The organism is Mycobacterium sp. EPa45 (assembly GCF_001021385.1).
GTDB lineage: Bacteria > Actinomycetota > Actinomycetes > Mycobacteriales > Mycobacteriaceae > Mycobacterium.
In genome coordinates, this window is the sequence record NZ_CP011773.1 from 4,860,284 (window position 1) to 4,883,524 (window position 23,241).

Genomic DNA, 23,241 nt, shown 5'->3' on the forward strand with positions numbered 1-23,241 from the left:
CGTGAAACTGTCACGCTGGGTGGCGTGCATGAACTCGACCGACGAGACCGGCCCCGTGAGGCGGCCAGGTCGCGCCAGCGAACGCCACGACTGGCCCGCTATCAGCTCGCCGTTGTCGGCGCTCACGTGGCCGACGTGGTGGAGTCGGCGGGCGGCTGGCTGTTCGACCGGGTGATGGCGGGCTGGGACGTGCGGGTTGCGGTCGCCGACACCGGTGACCTCGCTGCTCTCCACATCCTCGGAGTCCAGCCCGTCCCCCTCGGCGCGGTGCTCGGTGTCGGGAACGCGCCGACGGCACTCGCGGTGGCCGGCACGATGTGCAGGTCCGACGATCGGGTGCGCGACGCGCTGACCAGCTCGGTGCGCTCGGCCCGCACCGAAGTCCTCGCCTGGGGTGAAGTGTGGCCGCCCAGTGGCGGACGGGTCGGAGCCGAGGTCCGCCACGAACTGAGTGCGGCGGCAAGGGTTTTCAAGGCACAGGCGGCATTCGCCGCCGGCCTGGACCCGATTGTCGCGCCGTTCGAGGTGTTCCGCAGCTTCGGTCAGTCGGTTCCCACCGACTACCCGGACCTGCTGCCGGTGGGCTAACGATCGACGAAGATGTCGATGATCGGGTTGTCCCCGCCGCCGTAGCGGGACAAGTCCTCGACGCCGGCGGCGCGCAGCACCTCGGAGTCGATCAAGCAGCCGCCGTTGACCTTCGATCCCGGCGAGGTGATGATCTCCACGGCGGCGTCCGCCATGATCTCGGGGCTGCGCGAGGACGCAAGCGCATCCTCGAAGTCCGCCGAGTTGGCCACCGCGGACGTCGCGATGTAGGTCTCCGGCCACAGGCAGGTGAAACCGATTCCGGTGTCGGCATATTCGGCCGCCCAGCCCAGCGACAGCAGCGTCATGCCGTACTTGGACAGGGTGTAGGACGGGTGCGCGCCCAGCCAGTGCGGGTTCATGTTCAGCGGCGGGGCGATGGTGACGACGTGGCCGTTGGGCGATTTGCGCAGGTGTGGCAGGCACGCCTTGGTCAACAGGAACGTGCCGCGGATGTTGATCTGCTGCATGAGGTCGAACTTCTTGGCCGACAGCGTCTCGGTGGAGTCGGTCGAGATCGCGCTGGCGTTGTTGACGCAGATGTCGACCCCGCCGAACTCCTTCACCGCGGTGTCCACAGCGCGCGCGACGTCCTCTTCCTTGCGCACATCACCGACGACGGCAACGGCCTTGCCGCCGGCTGCCTCGATCTCCTCGGCCGCGGTATAGACCGTGCCGGGCAGCTTCGGGTGCGGCTCGGCGGTCTTGGCCAGCAGCACGACATTGGCGCCGTGGCGGGCCGCGCCGAGGGCGATGGCCAGACCGATACCCCGGCTGCCGCCCGAGACGACCAGCGTGCGGTCGGTGAGCGAATGCTTGTCGGCCATCATTCTCCTCGCTGGAAACTACATTCTCTTTTTCAGCGAGCATAGTACTCAGCGCAGAAGAATGTGTTGGCGGGTCAGGAATCCCGGGTCGGGAACAGCAGCGCCTCGCTCACCCCGCCCCCGTTGATCGGCGGGCCCAGCAGCACGGTCGACGTGTTGGTCGCCGGGTCGTAGCTGACCAGCGATGTGGTCCCGCTGCACCCCACCTGACCCCGCACCAGCAGCCGGTCATTGGCCGCGCCGGTGACGAACACGTTGTCGGACAACCCCGGGATCTTCACCCGGGTGGTGTGCCCGTCGGCGGTGAGCTTGGACAGGAAGACGGTGCCGCACGCACCCAGCGACTGCAGGAAAGTTCCGCTGGCGAGTTTCCAGGCGTTGCTGTCGCCGAGGTCACCGCCGAAACCAGGGTCGTCCTCCTGGCCGGAATTGACCGCGGTCAAGGGCGTGGGAGCCGAACCGTCCAACGGCAGCTGCCACAACTGGCTTCCGGAGCCGTGCTGGGCCGAGCAGTGAACGAGAATCGACTCGGGGGTCCACCACTTGATCGGCCCGCACATCGACGTTGCCATCGGCACCGGCAGCGTCCGGATCACCTTGCCGTCGTTGCCCATCACCACCAGACTGTTGTCCGTGCGCGGCATCACCTCGTTGCCGAGGTTGGCGGTGCCGAGCACCAGCTGGGTTCCGTCGGGCGACTCCGCGTAGTCACCACTGAACTGGCCTGCCCCGCCGAGATCGGCCGTCGGATAGCTGAATTGCGGATTGCCGTTGCGGTCAACCCTTTTCAGGGTTCCGGGTTCGTTGCCGTTGAAGGACGTCGACACCAGCAGCGCGGTGCCGTTGGGCCGGCTGAACCGCGGGTACCCGGCGACGGGAACGGTGGTCTGCTCACCGGTGTGCAGGTCCACGGAGATCACCGACCGCGGGTTCATGCCGCCATGGGTGAACAACGCGTGACTGCCGTCGCCGGACCAGTCGGCGAGCGTGAGGTTGCCCCCCGGGCCGAACGTGGTGATGGTGTACCGGTTGCCGGACGGATCTACCAAAAACACTGTGATGTCGGCGGTTTCGCTGGTGGGTTCGCCGGGAGGCCGCTGCTCGCCGGGGCGGTGGGGGGTCACCGGACTCCACTCGGCCAGCACCCAGCCGGGGCCGACCTGGTTCCAGGGCACCTCGCCACGGTTGCGTTCGGCGCCGCGCGAGGCGGCGGGTGTCGCCGGCGCGGAGGCGGCGGCCGTCGAGGCGGTGGCACCCGACGGTGACTGCGCCGTAGGTGGTTTGGTTGCCGGGGAACACCCCGCGACGGCACCGACCGCGGCGAGGGCGGCGATCACGAGACGATAGTTGGTCATAGTCGGGCCCTTTCGGGAATGGTCATGCGCCAATGCGACCGATCGCGGTCTGTGCGAATTGCTTGAGCTGATCGCAGGAGGTGCCGTACCAACTTGTGGCCCGGTACAGCCGGTTGCCGCTGAGCAGGACCACCAACGAGATGGACGGCGGAGTTGTGGTCGGCTCGTACACGCATCGGGCCCGCAGCCCGACCCCGTCGACTCCGGTGCCGTTCTTGCCGTCGGCGGCCGCTGCGAACTGCGCTGCAGCGGATGTTGTAAACGACTGGGGCAGGCGAAGTTCGGATTCCATGCCGGTGTCACCGAAGCCACGGTCGTAGCTGCAGGAGATCGTCACCGACCCGGGCTGGTCGCCGAGTGCCTGAGTCTTGACCGGACCCCCGAGCAGGGTGGCCGCCTCGTCGGCCGTCACCCAGTCGCAGGGGTGCGACGCCGCCGGCGCGGCAGGGATGTCGACGGGACCGGCTGCCGTGACCGGATGCACCTGCAGCCGGCAGGTGTCGATGGCGACCGGCACGGTCACCGTTCCGGTGGTGTCCGGGGCCGTGACGAGCAAGGCCGTGTAGGTCGGGCACTGTTGGCCGTCATCGTCGACGGCCAGACCCTCGACGATGGCCTGCGCCGGATGTCCCGGGGACACGGTGACGGTGGGTGGGACGTCTACGCCGCTCGGGAGGCCGCCGAGGTATCCGCGGACGGTGCGCTCGGCGTGCAACAGCGGTCCGCCGGCGCCGGAGTCGACGCCCGGATACCCGGTCAGCGTGCACACGCCGGCGCCGGGCGCCAGGCTGAAGACCAGTGGCACACCGCGGTGACCGACGGCGGCCCGCACCGGCCCGGTGCTCACCACGAGTTGCGCCGACGCACACGGTGGCGGGTTGTCGGCGTGGGCGGCCGGCGCCGACGAGAGTGCCGCGACACTCACCACCACCGTCAACGCATGCTTCATCGTCATGACGTCAGTGAAGACGGTCGGCGACGCTACCGGTCCCAAAAAGACCGAAAAGTGTGGTCAGCCGCCCGGCCGCGAGTGCCGCCCGTAGCTCTGAACCTCGTCGGCACCGTCGGCACCGTCGGCATCGTCGCGATAGTGGCGCGCCGGACGCGGCTCGGCGGCATCACTGAGCCGATGTCGCGATCCGTCGCCGTCGCGATGGAACCCGTTGTGCGCAAACCCAAACGGGTCGACACCCGGTGCGGCCGCGGCGGACGGCCGCTGCCACCTGATCACGTCGGTCTCGTCATCGCGAACGTCAGGCACCGGCGGGGCAACCGGCTGCCGCTCCACCACGTACTCGACGTACTCGTCGTCGTCATAACCGTCGTCGTAGACCGGGATCTCATCGGTGATCTCGTCGCGGTCGGCAATCGGCAGGGTGCGACCCAGACCGCCGAGGACGAACATTGCGGCCACGATCCCGAACAACGCGGCGAACGCCGGCAGCAGCATGGACTGGGACAGCGCGGCGGAGAACGGTTCATGCAGGAACGACGGAAGCTGCAGCACCGCAAGATCACTCGGTTCGGCGCCGGCCGGTGCGGCCGGCATCTCGTCGCTGATCCGGGCTGCCATGAACGCGGCCATTCCGGCGCTGCCCAGCACCGAACCGACCTGTCGGGTCGCGTTGTAGACCCCGGATCCGGCGCCCGCCAGGTGCGGCGGCAGGTTGCGGGTGGCGGTGGCCGCCAACGGCGCCCAGATGTACGCCATCCCGACGCCCATCGCGGTCAGCGGCACGATCAACCGCCAGATCGGCGTCGTCGGCGTCATATCCATGGACAACCACGTCAGGGCAATTGCCAGCACGGAGAACCCGAACCCGAGGATCGGCCGCGGATGCACCCGGTCGGTCAGTTGGCCCACGAACGGGGCGAGCACGCCGCTGGCCACCGCCATCGGCGCGATCAGCAGCGCCGAGCGTGTCGGCGACAGTCCGCACACGACCTGGGCGTAGAACATCACCGGCAGCATCATCGCGGTGACCACGAATCCGATGACGGCAACGCCCAGGTTGGACAGGCTGAAGTCGCGGTCGGCGAACATCTGCAGCGGGATCAGCGGTTCGTCGCGGTTGATCGACTGCCAGTAGACGAACGCGGTGAAGAAGCCGATGCCGGCGACGATCACCGCCCAGATCCACGCCGCCCAGTGGTGACCCTGGCCCTCCTGCAGGCCGAACACGACCAGGAACATGCCGATCCCCGACAGTGCCACGCCGATGACGTCGAACTTGTGCGTACTGGTCGGCAGTTCCGGGATCAGCCACACCGCCAGCGCCAGGCCGATCACACCGACCGGGACATTGACGAAGAAGATCCACTCCCAACCGAGCCGGCCGACGAGCACGCCACCGGCCAGCGGGCCGAAGAGGGTGGCCACCCCGGCCGTCGCGCCCCACAGGCTCATCGCCACACCGCGACGTTCGGGCGGGAAGATCCGGGTGATCGTCGACAGTGTCTGCGGCGTCAGCAGGGCCGCGCCGAGCCCCTGCACGACGCGCGCGGCGATCAGCATTTCGATCGAGCCGGCCAGGCCGCACCACAGTGACGAAGCGGTGAACACGGCCAGGCCGACGATATAGAGATTCTTCGGGCCGAAGCGGTCACCGAGGCGCCCGGCCAGCAACAGCGGCACGGCATAGGCCAGCAGGTAGGCGCTGGTCACCCAGATGACCGTGTCGTAGTCGGTGATCTTCAGGCCGTCCATGATGCTGGGATTGGCGACGGCGACGATCGTCGAATCGACCAGGATCATGAAGAAGCCGACCAGCATGGCCCACAGGGCGTGCCAGGGATTGGCAGGCACGTCGGGCACTGCGGCCGGATCGGGGTCCAAGTCCACGTCCGGCGCCGGGCCGGCCATGTTCCTGGTCATATCCACTACCTCGTTTCGGCTACTGCGATGGCGTCGGCATGCGCTGACGAAACCGTTGTCGGCCCCCGCGCCTCATCGATCGGCAGCAACACCACGTGCGTAGCGCCGGTGCGCCTGATGCGCTTGCGGCTGCGGTCACGCTTGCCGATATCGAGACTATCGGGGCGCCGAACGGGTACCCGGCGGTGGGCCTGACGAGAACCGGCCCGACACCCCACTTTCGAAGCGCAGGAGGAGCCATGCATTCGGATCGCTTTCGCCCATTGGTGGATGCGAAGGGCCCGTTCGTCTCGATCTATTTCGACGACTCTCACGACACCGAGGACGCGGCCGCGCAGCTCGACGCCCGGTTGCGCGACATTCGCAAACAGCTCGAGGAGCATTCCGTCGACGCCGCGGTGATCGAGTCCATCGACGGTGCGGTACGCGGCGCGCACCCGCCGGTCGGCCGCAGCGGACGGGCGGTGATAACCGCCGGCGACACCGTCGTGCTCGACGAGCATCTGATCCGTCCGCCGACGACCACGGTCGTTCGCGTCTCCCAATTGCCGTACCTGGTGCCGATCGTCGAGCACGGTCTCGAGCACACCGCCCATCTGAGGGTCGCCGTCGATTCGACGGGTGCCGACATCAGCGTCCATTACGCCGGCCGGGTCAACGAGGAGACCGTCGACGGCGACGGCTACCCGGTGCACAAGGCCAAGTCGTCCGAGGGGCATGAATACGGCAAGGAGCAGGCTGTCGAAGAGGCCGTCCGCAAGAACATCCGTGAGGTGGCCGACCGAGTCACGCACCTGGTCGACGAGACCGGAGCCGGGCTGGTGTTCATCGAGGGCGAGGTGAGCGCGCGCACCGAACTGGTCTCCGCATTGGTCGAGCGGGTCGCCGAGGTCGCCGTGCAACTCGAGGGCGGCGGCCGGGCTGCGGGCACGGACGAGGCGGAGGTCCATCACGAGATCGGCCAAGCATTCCTCAAGCGGCGGCTCGCAACGATCGACGACGCCGCGCAGCGGTTCGCCGCCGGGCGCGGCACCGGCCTGGCTGTCGAGGGTCTGGCCGACGTGACCGCCGCACTGCGGGACGGCGCGGTGGACACGCTCATCCTCGGCGACGTCGAGGACGCCACCGTCGTCGCCGACGCCGAACTGTCGTTGATCGCAGCCGACGCCGACACCCTGTCCGGCCTCGGCGCGGCAGCCGAACACACGTTGCGCGCCGACGAGGCTCTGCCGATCAAGGCGGTCGCAATCGGCTCCGCGCTGGTACGCACCGACGAGCGGATCAGCCCGGCCGACGGGGTCGGCGCCGTGCTGCGGTACGCGGAGAACAGCTCTGCCTAGTGCGTGTCGTCGCCGCCGGCGCCGCCGACGGCGATCAGTGCCGACAGCGCGATGCCCACACCGGCGGTCATCACCACCGACAGCGCGATCTCGTCGTTGCCCATCAGGCCCACGACGGGTGCGATCGCCGCACCCACACCGAACTGCGCGGCGCCCAGCAGCGCGGCGGCGGTCCCGGCAGCTTCGTGGTGGCGTGACAACGCGACGGCGGGCGCGTTCGGGATGACGAAGCCCATCATTGCCAGGACGGCCCACACCGGGACCAGGAAGCCGAACATGCCGCCGGTGTGGGTGACCGACAGCGCGATGAAGATCGCACCCACCACCGTTGCAGCGGCCAGCGCCCACAGCAGGATGCGCTGCGGTGAGAACCGGCGCAGCAGCACGACATTGACCTGAGTGGCGGCGACGAACGCGATTGCGCCCGCGCCGAACACCAGCGCGAATGTCTGCTGATCCAAACCGTGGCGGCCTTGCAGGACGAACGCGGCGCCGGCGATGTAGGCGAACAGTCCGGCCATCCCGAGCGCGCCGACGACGACCAAAGCGACGAACCGTAGATCGCGCAGCAGGCTCGCGTAGGTCGCGGCGATCGAGCGCACCTGAAGCGGGCGGCGGCTCCTGATCGGAAGCGTCTCCGGCAGCGCAAGCGCCGCGACCACCAGCAGCGCGCCCGCCAGCACGATCAGCACCGCGAACACCCAGTGCCAGGACGCTTTCAGCAGCACCGCCGCGCCCAGCGAGGGCGCGACGATCGGCGCCACCCCGAGAATCAGCATCAGCCGCGACATCACGGTGGCCGCGGCGGTGTCGTCGAACAAGTCACCGACGACGGCGACGGCCACCACCGCCGCGGCGGCAGCGCCCATCCCCTGCAGCCCGCGGGCCAGACTCAGCACCGCGATGTCGGGAGCGAACAAGCACAGCAGTGAGGCCAGCATGTGCAAGGCGATTCCGGCCATCAGCGGGCGACGACGGCCCAGCGAATCCGACAGCGGACCGACGATGAGCTGACCGAGCGCCAGGCCGGCGAGCGTACCGGTCAGCGTCAGCTGCGCCACCGATGAGGACACCCCGAGCTCGTCGGCGATGCGCGGCAGCGCAGGCAGGTACATGTCGATGGTCAGCGGCCCCAACGCCACCAGCGCGCCCAGCACGACGATCATCCGCAGCCGGCTGGGGGTTGCCACCTCCGCGGTCACGGGCGTCGTGTTGCGGGTGGCAGTCACAGTTCGCGATGTTGCCATGCACACCCACAGCACGCTCAAGCGATTATTTGTTCCGCCTGCGGCTATTCCACCCGTGGTGACAGGGATCACCGCGGGGCACCTTTCCGCAGGTGTCATTCGTTAGCCTGAGAGCACGCACGACCAGGCACGACCAGGAGGCACGCCCATGAAGGTCCGCCGAAGAGGTAGTTCCCCGGAACGGTTGCCCGCCCAGGTCGAGGATGACGCGACCATGTCCGCGCGGGTGCTCTCGCAGATCATCGAGCGCAGCACCCGAGCCCAGGCGCCGGCAATCAAGGCCTACGTAGCCCGGCTGCGCCGCTCGAACCCCGAGGCGAGCCCCGCCGAGATCGTCACCAAGCTCGAGAAGCGCTATCTGGCCGCCGTGATGGCCAGCGGTGCCGCCGTCGGATCGGCCGCCGCATTCCCCGGGATCGGCACACTGGCGGCCCTGTCGGCGGTGGCCGGCGAGACGCTGGTGTTCCTGGAGGCCACCGCGGTGTTCGTCCTCGCCGTCGCCGACGTCCACGGCATCCCGCTCGAGCAGCGGGAGCGCCGCCGGGCGCTGGTGCTGGCAGTGCTGGTCGGCGAAGAGAGCAAGGGTGCCATCACTGACCTGATCGGCCCGAGCCGCACCAGCGGCGCGTGGCTGGCCGAGGGCGCCGAGATGATCCCGCTGCCGGCGTTGTCGCAGCTGAACACCCGCCTGATGCGGTACTTCGTGAAGCGGTTCACGCTCAAGCGTTCGGCGATGGCGTTCGGCAAAATGCTGCCCGTCGGCATCGGCGCCGCCGTCGGCGGCGGTGGCAACCGAATGATGGGCAAAAAGATCGTGAACAATGCCCGCGCCGCGTTTGGGCCCGCACCCAGCCGGTGGCCGGTGAGCCTGCACCTGCTGCCCGCCATCGAGCCCGGCGGATAAGCACCCGTCGACCTCCGTCGACCGGTTGTCACGCCATCTGGGGCATGGAGTTGACGTGCTTCGGGAACGCATAAGAAGCGATAGCCTTTTAGGCGGCGGCCAGGCGACTGGGCTGAAGATTGGGGCAACCGTCCAAGTGCGACTTGCCCGGACGAAGGAATTGAGGCGAGCAACTGCCGTGAGCAGTACTAGTTCACCATTCGGACAGAACGAATGGCTGGTCGAGGAGATGTACCGCAAGTTCCGCGAGGATCCCTCCTCGGTCGACTCGAGTTGGCATGAGTTCCTGGTCGACTACAACCCGGAGCCGACGACCGACTCCAGCGCCGGCGGGAACGGCCAGCCGGCCAGGACCGCCGCACCGGTGTCCCCGCCGGAACCCGCACCGGCTCCGCCGCCGGCCAAGCCGGCCCCCGCCAAGACCGCCCCGGCGGGCAATGGCGCTCCGGCGTCAGCCCCCGCCAAGCAGGCCCCCGCCAAACCGGCCCCGGCCAAAGAGGCCCCGGCCAAGGAGCCCGCACCCAAGGCAGCACCGGCGTCGTCGTCGGACAACGGTGATGAGACCCAGGTGTTGCGTGGCGCGGCGGCGGCCGTCGTCCGCAACATGAACTCGTCGCTGGAGATCCCGACCGCGACCAGCGTGCGGGCCATCCCGGCGAAGCTGATGATCGACAACCGCATCGTCGTCAACAACCACCTCAAGCGCACCCGCGGCGGCAAAGTCTCCTTCACCCACCTGCTCGGCTACGCGATCGTGCAGGCGGTCAAGAAGTTCCCGAACATGAACCGGCACTACGCGGAGATCGACGGCAAGCCCAACGCCGTCACCCCCGCCCACACCAATCTGGGCCTGGCGATCGACTTGCAGGGCAAGGACGGCAAACGCTCATTGGTCGTGGCCGCGATCAAGAACTGCGAGACCATGCGGTTCGGCCAGTTCATCGCCGCCTACGAGGACATCGTCCGGCGAGCCCGCGACGGCAAGCTCACCGCCGAGGATTTCGCCGGGGTGACGATCTCGCTGACCAACCCCGGCACCATCGGCACCGTGCACTCGGTGCCCCGACTGATGTCCGGCCAGGGCGCAATCGTCGGCGCCGGCGCGATGGAGTACCCGGCGGAGTTCCAGGGCGCCAGCGAGGAGCGCATCGCCGAGCTCGGCATCGGCAAGCTGATCACGCTGACGTCGACCTACGACCACCGCATCATTCAGGGCGCGGAGTCCGGCGACTTCCTGCGGACCATCCACGAGCTGCTGCTCTCCGACGATTTCTTTGACGAGATCTTCTTCGAGCTGGGCATCCCCTACGAGCCGGTCCGCTGGCGCACCGACAACCCCGATTCGATCGTCGACAAGAACGCCCGGGTGATCGAGCTGATCGCCGCGTACCGCAACCGCGGGCACCTGATGGCGGACATCGACCCGCTGCGCCTGGACAAGACCCGCTTCCGCAGCCACCCCGACCTCGACGTCAACACCCACGGCCTGACCCTGTGGGACCTGGACCGGGTGTTCAAGGTCGACGGCTTCGCGGGCAAGGAGTTCAAGAAGCTGCGCGACGTGCTGGGTCTGCTGCGCGACGCGTACTGCCGCCACATCGGCGTGGAGTACACCCACATCCTCGAACCCGAGCAGCAGAAGTGGCTGCAGGAGCGCATCGAGGTCAAGCACGAGGGCCCGACCGTCGCCCAGCAGAAGTACATCCTGTCCAAGCTCAACGCCGCGGAAGCCTTCGAGACGTTCCTGCAGACCAAATACGTTGGGCAGAAGCGCTTTTCGCTGGAGGGCGCGGAGACCGTCATCCCGATGATGGATGCCGCGATCGACCAGGCGGCCGAGCACGCCCTCGACGAGGTCGTGATCGGCATGCCGCACCGCGGCCGGCTCAACGTGCTGGCCAACATCGTCGGCAAGCCGTATTCGCAGATCTTCAGCGAGTTCGAGGGCAACCTGAACCCGTCGCAGGCGCATGGCTCCGGCGACGTCAAGTACCACCTCGGCGCCCGGGGCGACTACATCCAGATGTTCGGTGACAACGACATCGAGGTCTCGCTGACCGCCAACCCGTCGCACCTCGAAGCCGTCGATCCGGTGATGGAAGGCATCGTTCGGGCCAAACAGGATCTGCTGGACAAGGGAACCGGTGAGGACGGCTTCACCGTCATGCCGATGATGCTGCACGGCGATGCGGCCTTCGCCGGTCAGGGTGTGGTGGCCGAGACGCTGAACCTCGCGCTGCTGCGCGGGTACCGCACCGGCGGCACGATCCACATCATCGTCAACAACCAGATCGGCTTCACCACCTCGCCGCAGGACTCGCGCAGCTCGGAGTACTGCACCGACGTCGCAAAGATGGTGGGAGCGCCCATCTTCCACGTCAACGGCGACGACCCGGAGGCGTGCGTCTGGGTGGCGCGGCTGGCGGTGGACTTCCGGCAGAAGTTCAAGAAGGACGTCATCATCGACATGCTGTGCTACCGCAGGCGCGGGCACAACGAAGGTGACGACCCGTCGATGACCCAGCCCTACATGTACGACGTCATCGACACCAAGCGCGGCGTGCGCAAGACCTACACCGAAGCCCTGATCGGCCGTGGCGACATCTCGATGAAAGAGGCCGAGGACGCGCTGCGCGACTACCAGGGCCAGCTGGAGCGGGTGTTCAACGAAGTCCGCGACCTCGAGAAACACGAGGTCGAACCCAGCGAGTCGGTCGAGGAAGACCAGATGATCCCGCGCGGCATGACCACCGCGGTGGACAAGTCGCTGCTGGCCCGCATCGGCGATGCGCATCTGGCGTTCCCCGAGAACTTCAGCGTGCACCCCCGCGTCAAGCCGGTGCTGGAGAAGCGCCGCGAGATGGCCTACGAGGGCAAAGTCGACTGGGCGTTCGCCGAATTGCTGGCGCTCGGAACGTTTTTGGCCGAGGGTAAGCTGATCCGGTTGTCCGGTCAGGACACTCGCCGCGGCACGTTCACCCAGCGCCACTCGGTGATCATCGACCGTAAGACCGGCGCGGAGTTCACCCCGCTGGACCTGTTGACCGTCAATCCGGACGGCACGCCGACCGGCGGTAAGCTGCTGGTGTACGACTCGGCACTGTCGGAGTACGCCGCCGTCGGCTTCGAATACGGCTATTCGGTCGGCAACCCGGACGCACTGGTGTTGTGGGAGGCGCAGTTCGGCGACTTCGTCAATGGCGCGCAGTCGATCATCGACGAGTTCATCAGTTCCGGTGAGGCCAAGTGGGGTCAGCTCTCCGATGTGGTGCTGCTGCTCCCCCACGGCCACGAGGGCCAGGGGCCCGACCACACCTCCGGCCGCATCGAGCGCTTCCTGCAGCTGTGGGCCGAGGGTTCGATGACGATCGCGCTGCCGTCGACCCCGGCAAACTACTTCCACCTGTTGCGCCGGCACGGCCTCGACGGGGTGCACCGCCCGCTGATCGTCTTCACGCCGAAATCGATGCTGCGCAACAAGGCTGCCGTCAGCGATCTGCGGGACTTCACCGAGCAGAAGTTCCGGTCGATCATGGAAGAACCGACCTACACCGACGGCGACGGCGACCGCAACAAGGTCAGCCGCATCCTGTTGACCAGCGGCAAGATCTACTACGAACTGGTGGCGCGCAAGGACAAGGACAAGCGCGACGACGTCGCGATCGTCCGGGTCGAGCAGCTGGCGCCGCTGCCCAAGCGGCGGCTGAGCAACACCCTGGATTCGTATCCGAATGCCAAGGAGTTCTTCTGGGTTCAGGAGGAGCCGGCCAACCAGGGTGCGTGGCCGACGTTCGGCCTGACGTTGCCAGAGTTGTTGCCGGAGAAGCTGACCGGGATCAAGCGGATCTCGCGGCGCGCCATGTCGGCGCCGTCGTCCGGCTCGTCGAAGGTGCACGCCGTCGAGCAGCAGGAGATCATCGACGAGGCATTCGGCTAGGGCGCGCCGGCACTTGAGTGTGCGGATCGATACGGCGCGACCGCGAGTCGCGTACGAAATCGCACACTCGCGCTCAGCCGAGCGCGTCGGCGTGCTCCTTCAACGCCGCCAGCGTCCGCGCGCTCTCCACGCGGAACGCACGGACGAACACCGGTTTGAACGGCTTCAGGTGAGCCGGCAGCGTCAGCCGGCAGACCCGGCGCACGTGCGTTGACGTCGCGCCTTGGGGCGTCAGGGTGTAGCCCAATGTGATGTCCAGGACTCCGAGGCCGAACTTGAGCGTCATCGGCTGGTGGAATGTGACGGCGGTCGGCCGCTCGAACTCCGTGACGACTCCACTGCGGACGCCGAGCGGTCCCGGCTCGCGATACGTCGTGCCCACTCTGACCGGACCCGTCGAGATGTCTTCGGTGCCTTTGAACGCCGACGATTCCGACAACCAGCCGTCCTGCCCGCGCAGGTCGGTGATGACGTCGAATATGCGCTCAGCCGAGCAGTTGATGTCGGCGTCGCAGGCGAGCGTGATCATGAGGGGACGCTAGATCCCCGCGGACCTGCGCGCAGCTAGAAACCGAAGTTGTTCAGGAACGGCAGCGGGATCGGCGAGTTGCCGTTTGCGAGGTCCTGCATCGCGCGCGGGCAGAAGAACGACACGGCGATGCCGGTGAACATGGTGGCCGGGCCCAGCGGCCGGCCCATCCGATCGGCAACGGTGGAGGCGATGTCGGCGGTGTTCTGGCTGCGGTCGGCCAGCAGCGGGCAGATCGACTGCCCCATCTCGACGGCCGCAGCCGGGTCCATTCCGGTGATGCCGGCATTGCCCAGGGCGGCCAGGAAGTCGTCGTTCGTGGTGGTGTCGGCCTGGGCGGGCGTCGCCAGCGCAACAGCGCCGGCGATCAATCCGGCAACCGCCCCGGCGCTGGCCATACGGCGAAATGTCATGCTCTAAGCATCGCGGTCGCCCATCCCGCTGTTACCCGCGGGGGGCCTACCCGATAACCTGAGCCCATTCGACACACGTCAAACAACGTGAGGAGTCCTTCATGCAGGGGTTTGCCGGGAAAGTAGCCGTTGTGACCGGGGCCGGGTCGGGCATCGGTCAGGCACTGGCAATCGAGTTGGGCCGATCGGGCGCGAAGCTGGCGATCAGCGATATCGACACCGAGGGACTGGCCGTCACCGAGGAGCGCCTCAAGGCGATCGGCGTGGAGGTCAAGGCCGACCGGCTCAACGTCACCGAGCGCGAGGCCTTCCAGGCCTACGCCGACGGGGTGAAGGCGCACTTCGGCAAGGTCAACCAGATCTACAACAACGCCGGCATCGCGTACTCCGGCGACGTCGAGATCAGCCAGTACAAGGACATCGAGCGGGTGATGGACGTCGACTTCTGGGGCGTCGTCAACGGGACCAAGGTCTTCCTGCCGTACCTGATCGAATCCGGCGACGGCCACGTGATCAACGTCTCGAGCCTGTTCGGGATCTTCTCGGTGCCGGGCCAGGCCGCTTACAACGCGGCCAAGTTCGCGGTGCGCGGGTTCACCGAGGCACTTCGTCAGGAGATGATGCTGGCCAAGCATCCGGTCAAGGTGACGACCGTGCACCCGGGCGGAATCAAGACCGCGATCGCGCGCAACTCCACCGTGGCCGAGGGACTCGACCAGGCCGAGATGGCCAAGGCGTTCGACAAGAAGATGGCCAGGACGACGCCCGAGCGCGCCGCCGAGATCATCCTCGACGCCGTCCGCAAGAACAAAGCCCGGGTGCTGGTCGGCGCCGACGCCAAGATCCTCGACGTGATCGTGCGCATCACCGGGTCGGGCTACCAGCAGCTGTTCTCCACCGTGCTCCCCAAGCTCGCCCCACCGATGCGCTGAATTCGCTAGCGCCCCAACGGGTGCGCGGATAGCCACTCTTCGGCGACCGAACGCGGGTCGCGTCCGTCGCCGACGTGATGACGCATGTCGACGAGCGAGCCGGTGTCGAGGACACCGGCGAGTTCGTTGATCGCCCGGACCTGGCGATCGTCGAGTTCGTTGCGCCGGTAGAGCGGCACGATGTTCTCCGCCATCACCAGCTCGGGCTTGCGATCGGCCAACACGACGACATCGCCGGGTACACCGGTATCGGCTGTTCCCGTCCACGCCGCCGTGATGTCGCCTGCCCGCAGTGCGGCGAACAGCGCTGCGGCATCCGGGAATTCGCGGGCCGGGGGCAGCGTGCAGGTGCCGACCACGCTCGGCAAACCGCGGACTTTGGCGACGGCCCCGATGCGCAGTCCCGCACAGTGTTTCACCAGCGCGGTCAGGTCGCGGCTGCCCCACGCCGTGGCGGTCGCGTCGGTCACGGCCAGTGCGGGCTTGTCGTCGGCGGCGGTGGTGTAGTCACCAGCGGCCACACCTTCGGGCAGCACCCCGAGCATCGCGCGATACACCTGGGGATCCGAGCGGGCGGTCGTGCCGGGGGCGAACGTCTGCAGCAGCCTTCCGGTGAACCCCGGCACCACACTGACCGTGCCGGAATCCAGTGCCGTCAGCGGATCATCGACGATCTGCACGTGTGCCGCGCTGCCGTAGGAGCGCAGCGCGGCGGCGTACAGATTGGCGAGCAGGGTGTACTCCGGGTCTGCTGTCGCAGCGACAGCCAGCGACGGTCCCGGCGCCGGCGACCCGCAGGCCACCGCCACCAGAACCAGCAGTCCCAGCATCAGCCGGCGAAACATCGTCGGCCTCAAGGGTTTCGCCTCAGTGTTCGGCTGCCGCGGCCACCGCCGCGGCCACCGCGGGCCCGACCCGGGGATCCAGCGGGCTCGGCACGATGTGATCAGCCGCCAAGTCGTCGCCGACGACGGAGTAGATCGCCTCTGCCGCTGCAACTTTCATCTTCTCGGTGATGCGCCGCGCCCCGGCGTCCAGCGCGCCACGGAACACACCCGGGAATGCCAGAACATTGTTGATCTGGTTGGGGAAGTCGCTGCGCCCGGTCGCCACGACCGCCGCATGCTTGCGCGCCGCGTCCGGATGGATTTCGGGGTCCGGGTTGGACATCGCGAACACAATGCCGCCCGGCGTCATCGTCGCGATCAACTCTTCGGGAACCAGCCCTGCCGAGACTCCCATGAACACGTCCGCTCCGTTGAGCGCCTCCGCGATGCCACCGGTGAGCCCGCGCGGGTTGGTCCGTGCAGCCAGTTCCGCCTTGACCGAGTTCATGTCGGTGCGGCCAGTGTGCAGGATGCCCTGGCTGTCCAGCACCGTGATGTCGGTGATGCCCGCGGCCAGCAGGATGTTGGTGCATGCGACGCCGGCGGCACCCGCGCCTGACATGACCACCTTCAGCGAGTGCATGTCGCGATCGAGGAACTTCGTGGCACCCATCAGGGCAGCGAGCACGACAATTGCGGTGCCATGCTGGTCGTCATGCATGACGGGGCAATCCAGTGCCTCGATCAGGCGCCGCTCGATCTCGAAACAGCGTGGCGCGGAGATGTCCTCCAGATTGACCGCACCGAAGGTGGGCCGCAACCGGATGATCGTCTCGACGATCTCGTCGGGGTCCTTGGTGTCCAGGACGATCGGGATGGAGTCCAGACCGCCGAACGTCTTGAACAGCGCGGACTTCCCCTCCATCACCGGTAGCGACGCCGCAGGACCGATGTCACCGAGGCCCAGGACCGCGGTACCGTCGCTGATCACCGCGACCAGCCGGTTGGACCAGGTGTACTTCTTGGCCAGCGTGTGGTCGGAGGCGATCGCGCGGCTGACCTGGGCTACGCCCGGGGTGTAGGCGATCGACAGGGCGCGCTGGGTGTCCAGCGGCGCCTTCAGCTCGACGGACAGCTTCCCGCCGACGTGAGCGGCGAAGATCTCTTCGTCGTCGATAACGACGCGGGGGGTACTCACTGTTTCGGACACGGCGTCAGGGTACTCGCCCTCAAAACCTCACCGACCAGGGTCTCCCTGCCGTGAACTACGCCGGTAAGCCTACCGGCGCGTAACATTTCTGCGGGGCCCGTCAGGGCCCTGCCTGCCACTTGAGGGGAGGTCGGATCATGCCGTCGTTTCGCGCTCGACCACAGGCATTGCTGGGAGGGAACCGCCCCCGACCCACCGTCACCGTCGATGCCAAACGCATCCACGTGCCCGTAGCGCGGGCCATGGTCGACTGCGCCGTCTATGTCGACGGCAACCGGCTGGCCGGCAAGTACACCCACGCCGCCGCGTTGCAGAAGGTCCGCGAATTGGAAGCCGGCGGGCAGAAGGCGTTCGTCTGGATCGGCCTGCACGAACCAGACGAACATCAGATGCAGGCGGTGGCCGAGGTGTTCGGCCTGCACCCGCTGGCCGTCGAAGATGCCGTGCACGCCCACCAGCGCCCCAAGGTCGAGCGTTACGACGACACCCTGTTCCTGGTGCTGAAGACCGTGACCTACGTGCCGCACGAGTCGGTGGCACTGGCCCGGGAGATCGTCGAGACCGGCGAGATCATGGTGTTCGTCGGCGCCGACTTCGTCGTGACGGTCCGCCACGGCGACCACACCGGGCTGGCCGGGCTGCGTAAGCACCTGGAAGAGGAGCACCAGCACCTGGCGCTGGGCCCGTACGCGGTCATGCACTCGATCGCCGATCACGTCGTCGACACCTACCGCGACGTCAGCGAGCTGATGGAATTCGACGTCGATGCCATTGAGTCCGAAACGTTCTCGCCGCTGAAGAACACCGACATCGAACCGATCTATCTGCTCAAGCGCGAAGTGGTCGAACTGCGGAGGGCCGTCTCACCGTTGACGGTCGCGTTGGGACGGTTCAGCAGCGGAGAATTCAAAGACCTGATGTCCAAAGAGATCCTGCGGTACATGCGCGACGTGCTGGACCATCAGACCCAAGCCGCCGACCGCATCGCCTCTCACGACGAAATGTTGTCATCGCTGGTGCAGGCGGCCCTGGCGAAGGTCGGCATGCAGCAGAACGTCGACATGCGCAAGATCTCGGCATGGGTGGCGATAGCGGCGGTGCCGACGATGATTGCCGGGATCTATGGCATGAACTTCGAACACATGCCGGAGTTGTCATGGACGTGGGGCTATCCGGCTGTGCTGTTGCTGATGGTGACGGCCTGCGGGTTCCTGTATCACAACTTCCGCCGCAACCACTGGCTGTAGCGGCCTAACTCGGCCGCGCCGCACGGCGATTCGGGTCCAGCACGTCGACGCCGTCGTCGATCCAGGCCTGGCGCATCGCCTCGGCACCCTTGAGCCGCACCCACGCGGCCTCGGTCTGGGTGACCGGAATCGCCGCCAGAAAACGCACCGGCTCGCGCGGCGCCTCCAGGGGCAGCTCGTCGATCGCCGAATCACCAAGCAGCACAGCGGTGAACGCCGCAGCCTCCCACAGCGGTGCGGACAGGTCGATCAGCGCGTCGGCGACCAGAACGACACCCTCGACGGCGGGCGTCGCCGCAACGACGGCCAGGCTTCGCGCCAGACCGGGGGTCGGCGTGGTGGCACGCAGGCTGAGCACCACCTCGGCCCGCGGGCCATGCAACGGGTCGGCGACACCGGACGTCGGCTCGGTCATCGGGTGCCGCGAACATCCCAGTGTCACATAGTGAGCCACGCCGTCGCGGTCCGGACCGAACCGCAGGACCTCCATGCGTTCGAGTCCCAGAAACGTCACGCTGGCCGAATCCGGCTCGGCCGCTATTCCCGCGTCGGCGAAATGCCCGCGCACATGAGCGCGGACCGCATCCAGGGGCTGACTCACTTAGCCCGCTTGCGGAATGGTGAGGTTTGCTCCGCTGTCGGCGTCGAAGATGTGCAGTTTGGCGGTGTCGAAGGCCAACTCGATCGTCTGTCCGATGGCCGCTTTGGAATCGGCGGAAAGCCTTGCCACGAACTCATTCTCACCGGCGCCGGACTCGGCGGCCAGTTCGGCCAGCTGGGCCGCCTTCGCCCCGTCACCGGAGGTCTTGAAGTAGACGTACTTGTCGGCACCCAGCGATTCGACCAGGTCGACGGTCACCTCGAACGTCAGCGCCTGGATACGCTCGTAGGCGTCGAGCAGCGCGGCGTCCTCGAAGTGCTCGGGGCGGATGCCGGCAATCACGTTGGCGGCCTTCGGATGTTGTCCCATGACGCTTTGGACCTCCTGGCTCAGCGTCACCTCGCCGAACGGCAACCGCAAGCTCATGCCGTCGTGGGTCGCCGGGAAGAAGTTCATCGCCGGCGAACCGATGAAGCCGGCCACGAACAGGTTTGCCGGCCGCTCGTAGAGCTCCTCCGGCGTGCCGACCTGCTGTGCCTCACCGCCACGCAACACCACGACCCGGTCGCCGAGGGTCATCGCCTCGGTCTGGTCGTGCGTGACGTACACCGTGGTGGTGCCCAACCTGTTCTGCAGCCGGGCGATTTCGCCGCGCATCTGCACGCGCAGCTTGGCGTCGAGGTTGCTCAACGGCTCGTCCATCAGGAACGCTTTGGGTTGACGCACGATCGCGCGACCCATCGCCACCCGCTGGCGCTGACCACCGGACAACTGCGAAGGTTTGCGGTCTAAAAGTTCGGTCAGATCAAGGATTTTGGCCGTTTCCTCAACCTTCTGGGCGATCTCGGCCTTCTTCAGTTTGGCCAGCGTCAGGGGGAAGGCGATGTTCTGCCGGACGGTCATGTGCGGATAGAGCGCATACGACTGGAACACCATCGCGATGTCGCGGTCGCGTGGCGCCTTCTCGTTGACCCGGTCACCGCCGATGCGCAGCTCTCCGGAGCTGATCTCCTCCAGGCCGGCGATCATGTTGAGGGTGGTGGACTTTCCGCAGCCGGACGGACCGACCAGGATGACGAACTCACCGTCGGCGATCGTCAGGCTGAGGTCCTTCACGGCGACTGCGCCGTCCGGATAATTCTTGCTGACATGGTCCAGGACTATCTCGGCCATCGAAAACCTCGCTACCCCTTCACCGCACCGGAGGTGAGCCCGGCGACGATCCGTCGTTGGAAGATCAGAACGAACACGATGATCGGAACGGTGATCACCATCGCACCGGCCGCGATCGAGCCGGTTGGTTCCTCGAATTGCGAACTGCCGGTGAAGTTCGCGATGGCCACCGGCGCGGTGATCGCGGCGTTGGTGGCCGTCAATGACAGCGCCAGCAGCAGGTCGTTCCACGCGAAGATGAACACCAGGATGGCCGCGGTCACGATGCCCGGCGCGGCGAGCGGTGCGATCACCCGCCGAAACGCCTGCGCCGGCGTCGCGCCGTCCATCTTCGCGGCCTTCTCCAGATCCCAGGGAATCTCCCGAAAGAACGCCGAGAGCGTGTAGATCGCCAGCGGCAGCGCGAACGTGATGTACGGAATGATCAGGCCAGGCCAGGTGTCGAACAGGCCAAGCCGACGCTCGATGTTGAACAGCGGTGTCACCAAAGAGATCTGGGGGAACATCGCGATCAGCAGAGCGGCACCGATGAGCGCCTTCTTGCCGGCGAACTCCAGCCGCGCGACGGCGTAGGCGGCCATCCCGCCGATCACCACCGCGATCACGGTGGTGATCAGGCCGATGCCGATCGAGTTGACCAGTGCTGAGCTGAACGCGTCGCCGCTGAAGATGCCCTTGTAGTTGTCGAAGGTGATCTGCGACGGGATGAGCTTGCCGTCCTTGACCGTTGACGTCGGTTTGAGCGACAGGCTCAGGATCCACAGCACCGGGAAGAGCGCATAGATCACCACGAGTGCGTCGATGACGACCCAGCTCACCGCCCGCCGGGTACCAACCCGCTCAGACATCGTCAGCGCACCTCGTTGTCCGTGCCCGGCGCGGAGGCGCCGAACAGCTTGATGTAGATGAACGCGATGACGGCCACCGAGATGAACACCAGCACGCTGATCGCCGAGCCGAGTCCGATGTTGAACGCCTTGAAGAGGTTGTCGTATCCCAGGATCGACACCGAGGCGGTGTCATTGGCGCCGCCGGTCAGCACGTAGATGTTGTCGAAGATGCGAAAGGCGTCGAGCGTGCGAAACACCAGTGCCACCAGGATCGCCGGTTTGATCAACGGCAACGTCACCTTGATCAGCCGCGTCCACGGGCCCGCGCCGTCCACCTGGGCGGCCTTGAGCAGATCCTCGGGCACCAGCGCCAGACCGGCCAGCAGCAGCAGCGCCATGAACGGGGTGGTCTTCCACACCTCTGCCAGGATGATGATGGCCAGCGACGGAATCTGTTGGGTCAGAGGCGCACTGCCGTCGGGAAGCAGGTTTGCCAGGTAACCGGTGCCCGGCGTCCACGCGTAGTACCAGCTGTAGGACGCCGCGACCGTCACGATGCCGTACGGGATGAGAATCGCGGTCCGCACCAGGCCCTTACCGAAGATGGTGCGGTGCATGACAAGTGCGAGCGCCATCCCGAGAACGAACTCGATGGCCACCGAGATCACCGTGATGACCGCGGTGATCACGAACGCCGTCCACCAGTACCGGTCGGTCAGGATGGTCTGGTAGTTCTCGAACCAGATGAACTTCGTGTCGGCGGGGCTGGCCAGGTTGTAGCGCTGCAGGCTGAGCCACAACGCGTACAGGATCGGGTAGGCGGTGACCGCGAGCATCAGGACGACGGCCGGCGTGATCAGCAGGTAGGCCAGTTTGCGCTGGGACCGGCGATCGTCGCTGCGGGCCGCAGCATCGGCCGGAGTCCGGGTCGGGGCGGTCATGGGATCAACCCCTTTCCGTCGATCGCCTTCTGCACCTGTTCGGCGAGCTGGTCGGCGGTCTTGTCCGGATCGATCTGGCTGATCGGGGCCAGTGTGGCCGAGATACGGGTCGACACTGCTTGATAGTTCGGCGTCGTCGGGCGCACCGCGGCGGTGGTCAGCTGATCTCGGATGATCGCGTACTGCGGGTACTTCTGCTGGAACGCGGGATCGGAATACAGCGAGGCGCGCACCGCGGGCAGACCGCCCTCGATCGAGGTGTACTTCTGGTTCTCCAGGTTCCGGATGCATCGGACGGCTTCGAACGCCTCGGCCGGGTGCCGGGTGGTCTTGGCCACCGCGAGGTTCAGCCCACCGAGCGTGACGCGCGTGGGCTGACCGGGGATCACCCCGGGATACGGGGCGAACCCGAACACCTCCTTGGACGCGTCGAAGGCGACGGTGAACTGGTCGTCGGTCGGCGAGAACGTGCCGGCGTCGTTGATGCTGGCCGCCAGTTCCGGCTTCTCGTTGAGCGGCAGGAACGGCACACCGCCCTTGACGGCGTTCTCCAGCATCGAGGCGAACACGAAGGGCCAGTTGACCTCCAGTGCCGCCTTGCCCTGTTCGAGGGCAAGGCGCGCGGTGCCCTCATCGGTCTGGGTGACCGACGGGTCGGCGCCCGGTGCGGTGGCGACGGCTTTGATGATCTGCAGCGCCTTGACCGTCGCCGCTCGGTGTTCTGGGGTGTCGGTCAGCGTGACCCGCTTACCGTCGTCGGAAAGCACCTGTCCCCCAGCGCTTTCCAATAACGTGTTGAACCACACCACCAGGCCTTCGTACTGCTTGGCCTGCACCGCGATCCAGCTGGGCTTGCCCTCGGCGTGCAACCGGGCGGCCTCGGCCACCATGCCGTCCCAGGTATCCGGCGGGGGCGCAACCAAATCAGCTCGGTACCACAGCAATTGGGTGTTCGTGGTCACCGGTGCGGCGTAGAGCTTGTCCTGCCACTTGGCCGTCTCCAGCGGCCCGGGCAAAGTGTTGTCGGTCGCATCGGACTCGGCCTGTCCGGCCGGGTCGTCGGACAGCGGCAAAGCCCAGCCGGCCTCGGCGAACTCCGCCGTCCACACCACGTCGAGCGCCATCACATCGAGCGTGCGGTCATTTCCGGTCAGCCTGCGCGCCAGCTGCAGGCGTTGGTCGTCGGCGGCCTTGGGCAGGCTGCGCTGTTCGATGCGGAAGCGACCGCCGAGTTCGGTGTTGCAACGCTTGGCGACCGCGGTGAACGTGGCCGTTTCACTGGCCGGTGTGTAGAGACTGACGACCAGACCCTGGTCCCCCGAGCTGCACGACGACACCAACGATGCGCATGTCAGAGCCGCGATCGCGGCCGCGCCCACCCGCCGAAAGCGTGCGCCTGGGCAAGCCATCTCCGCAACCGCCTCCCGTCTTCGCCCGCCTTTTCGGTACGTGTGGCAACTGTCCG

At 67.0% G+C, this 23,241-nt stretch carries 20 protein-coding genes; 6 read left to right on the forward strand and 14 right to left on the reverse strand.

Annotation, left to right across the window (positions count from 1 at the left end; translation table 11 throughout):
• Nucleotides 1-24 precede the first annotated feature (24 nt).
• Nucleotides 25-588, forward strand: coding sequence for a hypothetical protein (locus AB431_RS22910; protein ID WP_052960370.1), 564 nt, complete (start codon nucleotides 25-27; stop codon nucleotides 586-588).
• Here the strand turns inward: AB431_RS22910 and AB431_RS22915 are convergent.
• The 4 genes from AB431_RS22915 to AB431_RS22930 all read right to left on the reverse strand — a co-directional run bounded on the left by AB431_RS22915 (nucleotide 585) and on the right by AB431_RS22930 (nucleotide 5,543).
• A complete protein-coding gene (locus AB431_RS22915) occupies nucleotides 585-1,415 on the reverse strand; it encodes an NAD(P)-dependent oxidoreductase (protein WP_162489421.1) in 831 nt (276 codons plus the stop codon). The genes AB431_RS22910 and AB431_RS22915 overlap by 4 nt on opposite strands.
• 74 nt (nucleotides 1,416-1,489) lie before the next feature.
• A complete protein-coding gene (locus tag AB431_RS22920) occupies nucleotides 1,490-2,770 on the reverse strand; it encodes a hypothetical protein (RefSeq protein ID WP_047331866.1) in 1,281 nt (426 codons plus the stop codon).
• A gap of 22 nt (nucleotides 2,771-2,792) precedes the next feature.
• Nucleotides 2,793-3,725, reverse strand: coding sequence for a DUF4232 domain-containing protein (locus AB431_RS30150; RefSeq protein ID WP_200902665.1), 933 nt, complete (start codon nucleotides 3,723-3,725; stop codon nucleotides 2,793-2,795).
• Between the two features lie 57 nt (nucleotides 3,726-3,782).
• Nucleotides 3,783-5,543, reverse strand: coding sequence for an MFS transporter (locus AB431_RS22930; RefSeq protein WP_235435958.1), 1,761 nt, complete (start codon nucleotides 5,541-5,543; stop codon nucleotides 3,783-3,785).
• A 341-nt stretch (nucleotides 5,544-5,884) separates the two neighbouring features.
• Here AB431_RS22930 and AB431_RS22935 point away from each other — a divergent pair, with 341 nt between their 5' ends.
• The gene (locus tag AB431_RS22935) at nucleotides 5,885-6,985 is read left to right on the forward strand and encodes a hypothetical protein (RefSeq protein ID WP_047331867.1); all 1,101 of its coding nucleotides are present in this window, start codon (nucleotides 5,885-5,887) and stop codon (nucleotides 6,983-6,985) included.
• On the opposite strand, the gene AB431_RS22940 is transcribed toward AB431_RS22935, so the two are convergent.
• Nucleotides 6,982-8,232, reverse strand: coding sequence for a multidrug effflux MFS transporter (locus AB431_RS22940; protein ID WP_047331868.1), 1,251 nt, complete (start codon nucleotides 8,230-8,232; stop codon nucleotides 6,982-6,984). The genes AB431_RS22935 and AB431_RS22940 overlap by 4 nt on opposite strands.
• Before the next feature lie 148 nt (nucleotides 8,233-8,380).
• On the opposite strand from AB431_RS22940, the gene AB431_RS22945 reads away from it, so the two are divergent.
• Nucleotides 8,381-9,136 carry a hypothetical protein gene (locus AB431_RS22945; protein ID WP_047331869.1) on the forward strand — a complete coding sequence of 252 codons (756 nt, stop codon included), beginning with the start codon at nucleotides 8,381-8,383 and terminating at the stop codon, nucleotides 9,134-9,136.
• Nucleotides 9,137-9,314: 178 nt separating this feature from the next.
• Complete coding sequence (locus AB431_RS22950; RefSeq protein WP_047331870.1) at nucleotides 9,315-13,073, forward strand: multifunctional oxoglutarate decarboxylase/oxoglutarate dehydrogenase thiamine pyrophosphate-binding subunit/dihydrolipoyllysine-residue succinyltransferase subunit; 3,759 nt, start codon at nucleotides 9,315-9,317, stop codon at nucleotides 13,071-13,073.
• 73 nt (nucleotides 13,074-13,146) lie between these two features.
• Here the strand turns inward: AB431_RS22950 and AB431_RS22955 are convergent, their stop codons facing one another.
• Nucleotides 13,147-13,602, reverse strand: coding sequence for an SRPBCC family protein (locus tag AB431_RS22955; protein WP_047331871.1), 456 nt, complete (start codon nucleotides 13,600-13,602; stop codon nucleotides 13,147-13,149).
• A gap of 35 nt (nucleotides 13,603-13,637) precedes the next feature.
• Nucleotides 13,638-14,015 (reverse strand): DUF732 domain-containing protein, encoded by a 378-nt coding sequence (locus AB431_RS22960; RefSeq protein ID WP_047331872.1) that lies wholly within the window; start codon nucleotides 14,013-14,015, stop codon nucleotides 13,638-13,640.
• A 101-nt stretch (nucleotides 14,016-14,116) separates the two neighbouring features.
• Between AB431_RS22960 and AB431_RS22965 the strand changes: the two genes are divergently transcribed.
• A complete protein-coding gene (locus AB431_RS22965; protein ID WP_047331873.1) occupies nucleotides 14,117-14,947 on the forward strand; it encodes an SDR family oxidoreductase in 831 nt (276 codons plus the stop codon).
• 5 nt (nucleotides 14,948-14,952) lie between these two features.
• On the opposite strand, the gene AB431_RS22970 is transcribed toward AB431_RS22965, so the two are convergent.
• Both AB431_RS22970 and AB431_RS22975 read right to left on the reverse strand, forming a co-directional pair.
• A complete protein-coding gene (locus tag AB431_RS22970; protein WP_200902785.1) occupies nucleotides 14,953-15,792 on the reverse strand; it encodes a glycine betaine ABC transporter substrate-binding protein in 840 nt (279 codons plus the stop codon).
• Between the two features lie 22 nt (nucleotides 15,793-15,814).
• Complete coding sequence (locus AB431_RS22975; protein ID WP_047331874.1) at nucleotides 15,815-16,984, reverse strand: NADP-dependent malic enzyme; 1,170 nt, start codon at nucleotides 16,982-16,984, stop codon at nucleotides 15,815-15,817.
• A gap of 134 nt (nucleotides 16,985-17,118) precedes the next feature.
• Between AB431_RS22975 and corA the strand changes: the two genes are divergently transcribed.
• Nucleotides 17,119-18,231 (forward strand): magnesium/cobalt transporter CorA, encoded by a 1,113-nt coding sequence (gene corA, locus AB431_RS22980; RefSeq protein WP_369803088.1) that lies wholly within the window; start codon nucleotides 17,119-17,121, stop codon nucleotides 18,229-18,231.
• A gap of 4 nt (nucleotides 18,232-18,235) precedes the next feature.
• Here the strand turns inward: corA and AB431_RS22985 are convergent, their stop codons facing one another.
• Genes AB431_RS22985 through AB431_RS23005 form a run of 5 tightly spaced genes read right to left on the reverse strand, consistent with a single transcriptional unit; the run spans nucleotide 18,236 to nucleotide 23,185 of the window.
• On the reverse strand, nucleotides 18,236-18,832 hold the full coding sequence (locus tag AB431_RS22985; RefSeq protein WP_047331876.1) for a suppressor of fused domain protein: 597 nt from the start codon (nucleotides 18,830-18,832) through the stop codon (nucleotides 18,236-18,238).
• Nucleotides 18,833-20,005, reverse strand: coding sequence for an ABC transporter ATP-binding protein (locus AB431_RS22990; protein ID WP_047331877.1), 1,173 nt, complete (start codon nucleotides 20,003-20,005; stop codon nucleotides 18,833-18,835). It abuts the gene before it with no gap.
• 11 nt (nucleotides 20,006-20,016) lie between these two features.
• Nucleotides 20,017-20,853, reverse strand: coding sequence for a carbohydrate ABC transporter permease (locus AB431_RS22995; RefSeq protein ID WP_047331878.1), 837 nt, complete (start codon nucleotides 20,851-20,853; stop codon nucleotides 20,017-20,019).
• A 2-nt stretch (nucleotides 20,854-20,855) separates the two neighbouring features.
• Complete coding sequence (locus tag AB431_RS23000; protein ID WP_047331879.1) at nucleotides 20,856-21,776, reverse strand: carbohydrate ABC transporter permease; 921 nt, start codon at nucleotides 21,774-21,776, stop codon at nucleotides 20,856-20,858.
• Nucleotides 21,773-23,185, reverse strand: coding sequence for an ABC transporter substrate-binding protein (locus tag AB431_RS23005; protein ID WP_047331880.1), 1,413 nt, complete (start codon nucleotides 23,183-23,185; stop codon nucleotides 21,773-21,775). The genes AB431_RS23000 and AB431_RS23005 overlap by 4 nt, the downstream gene beginning before the upstream one ends.
• Nucleotides 23,186-23,241: the final 56 nt, after the last annotated feature.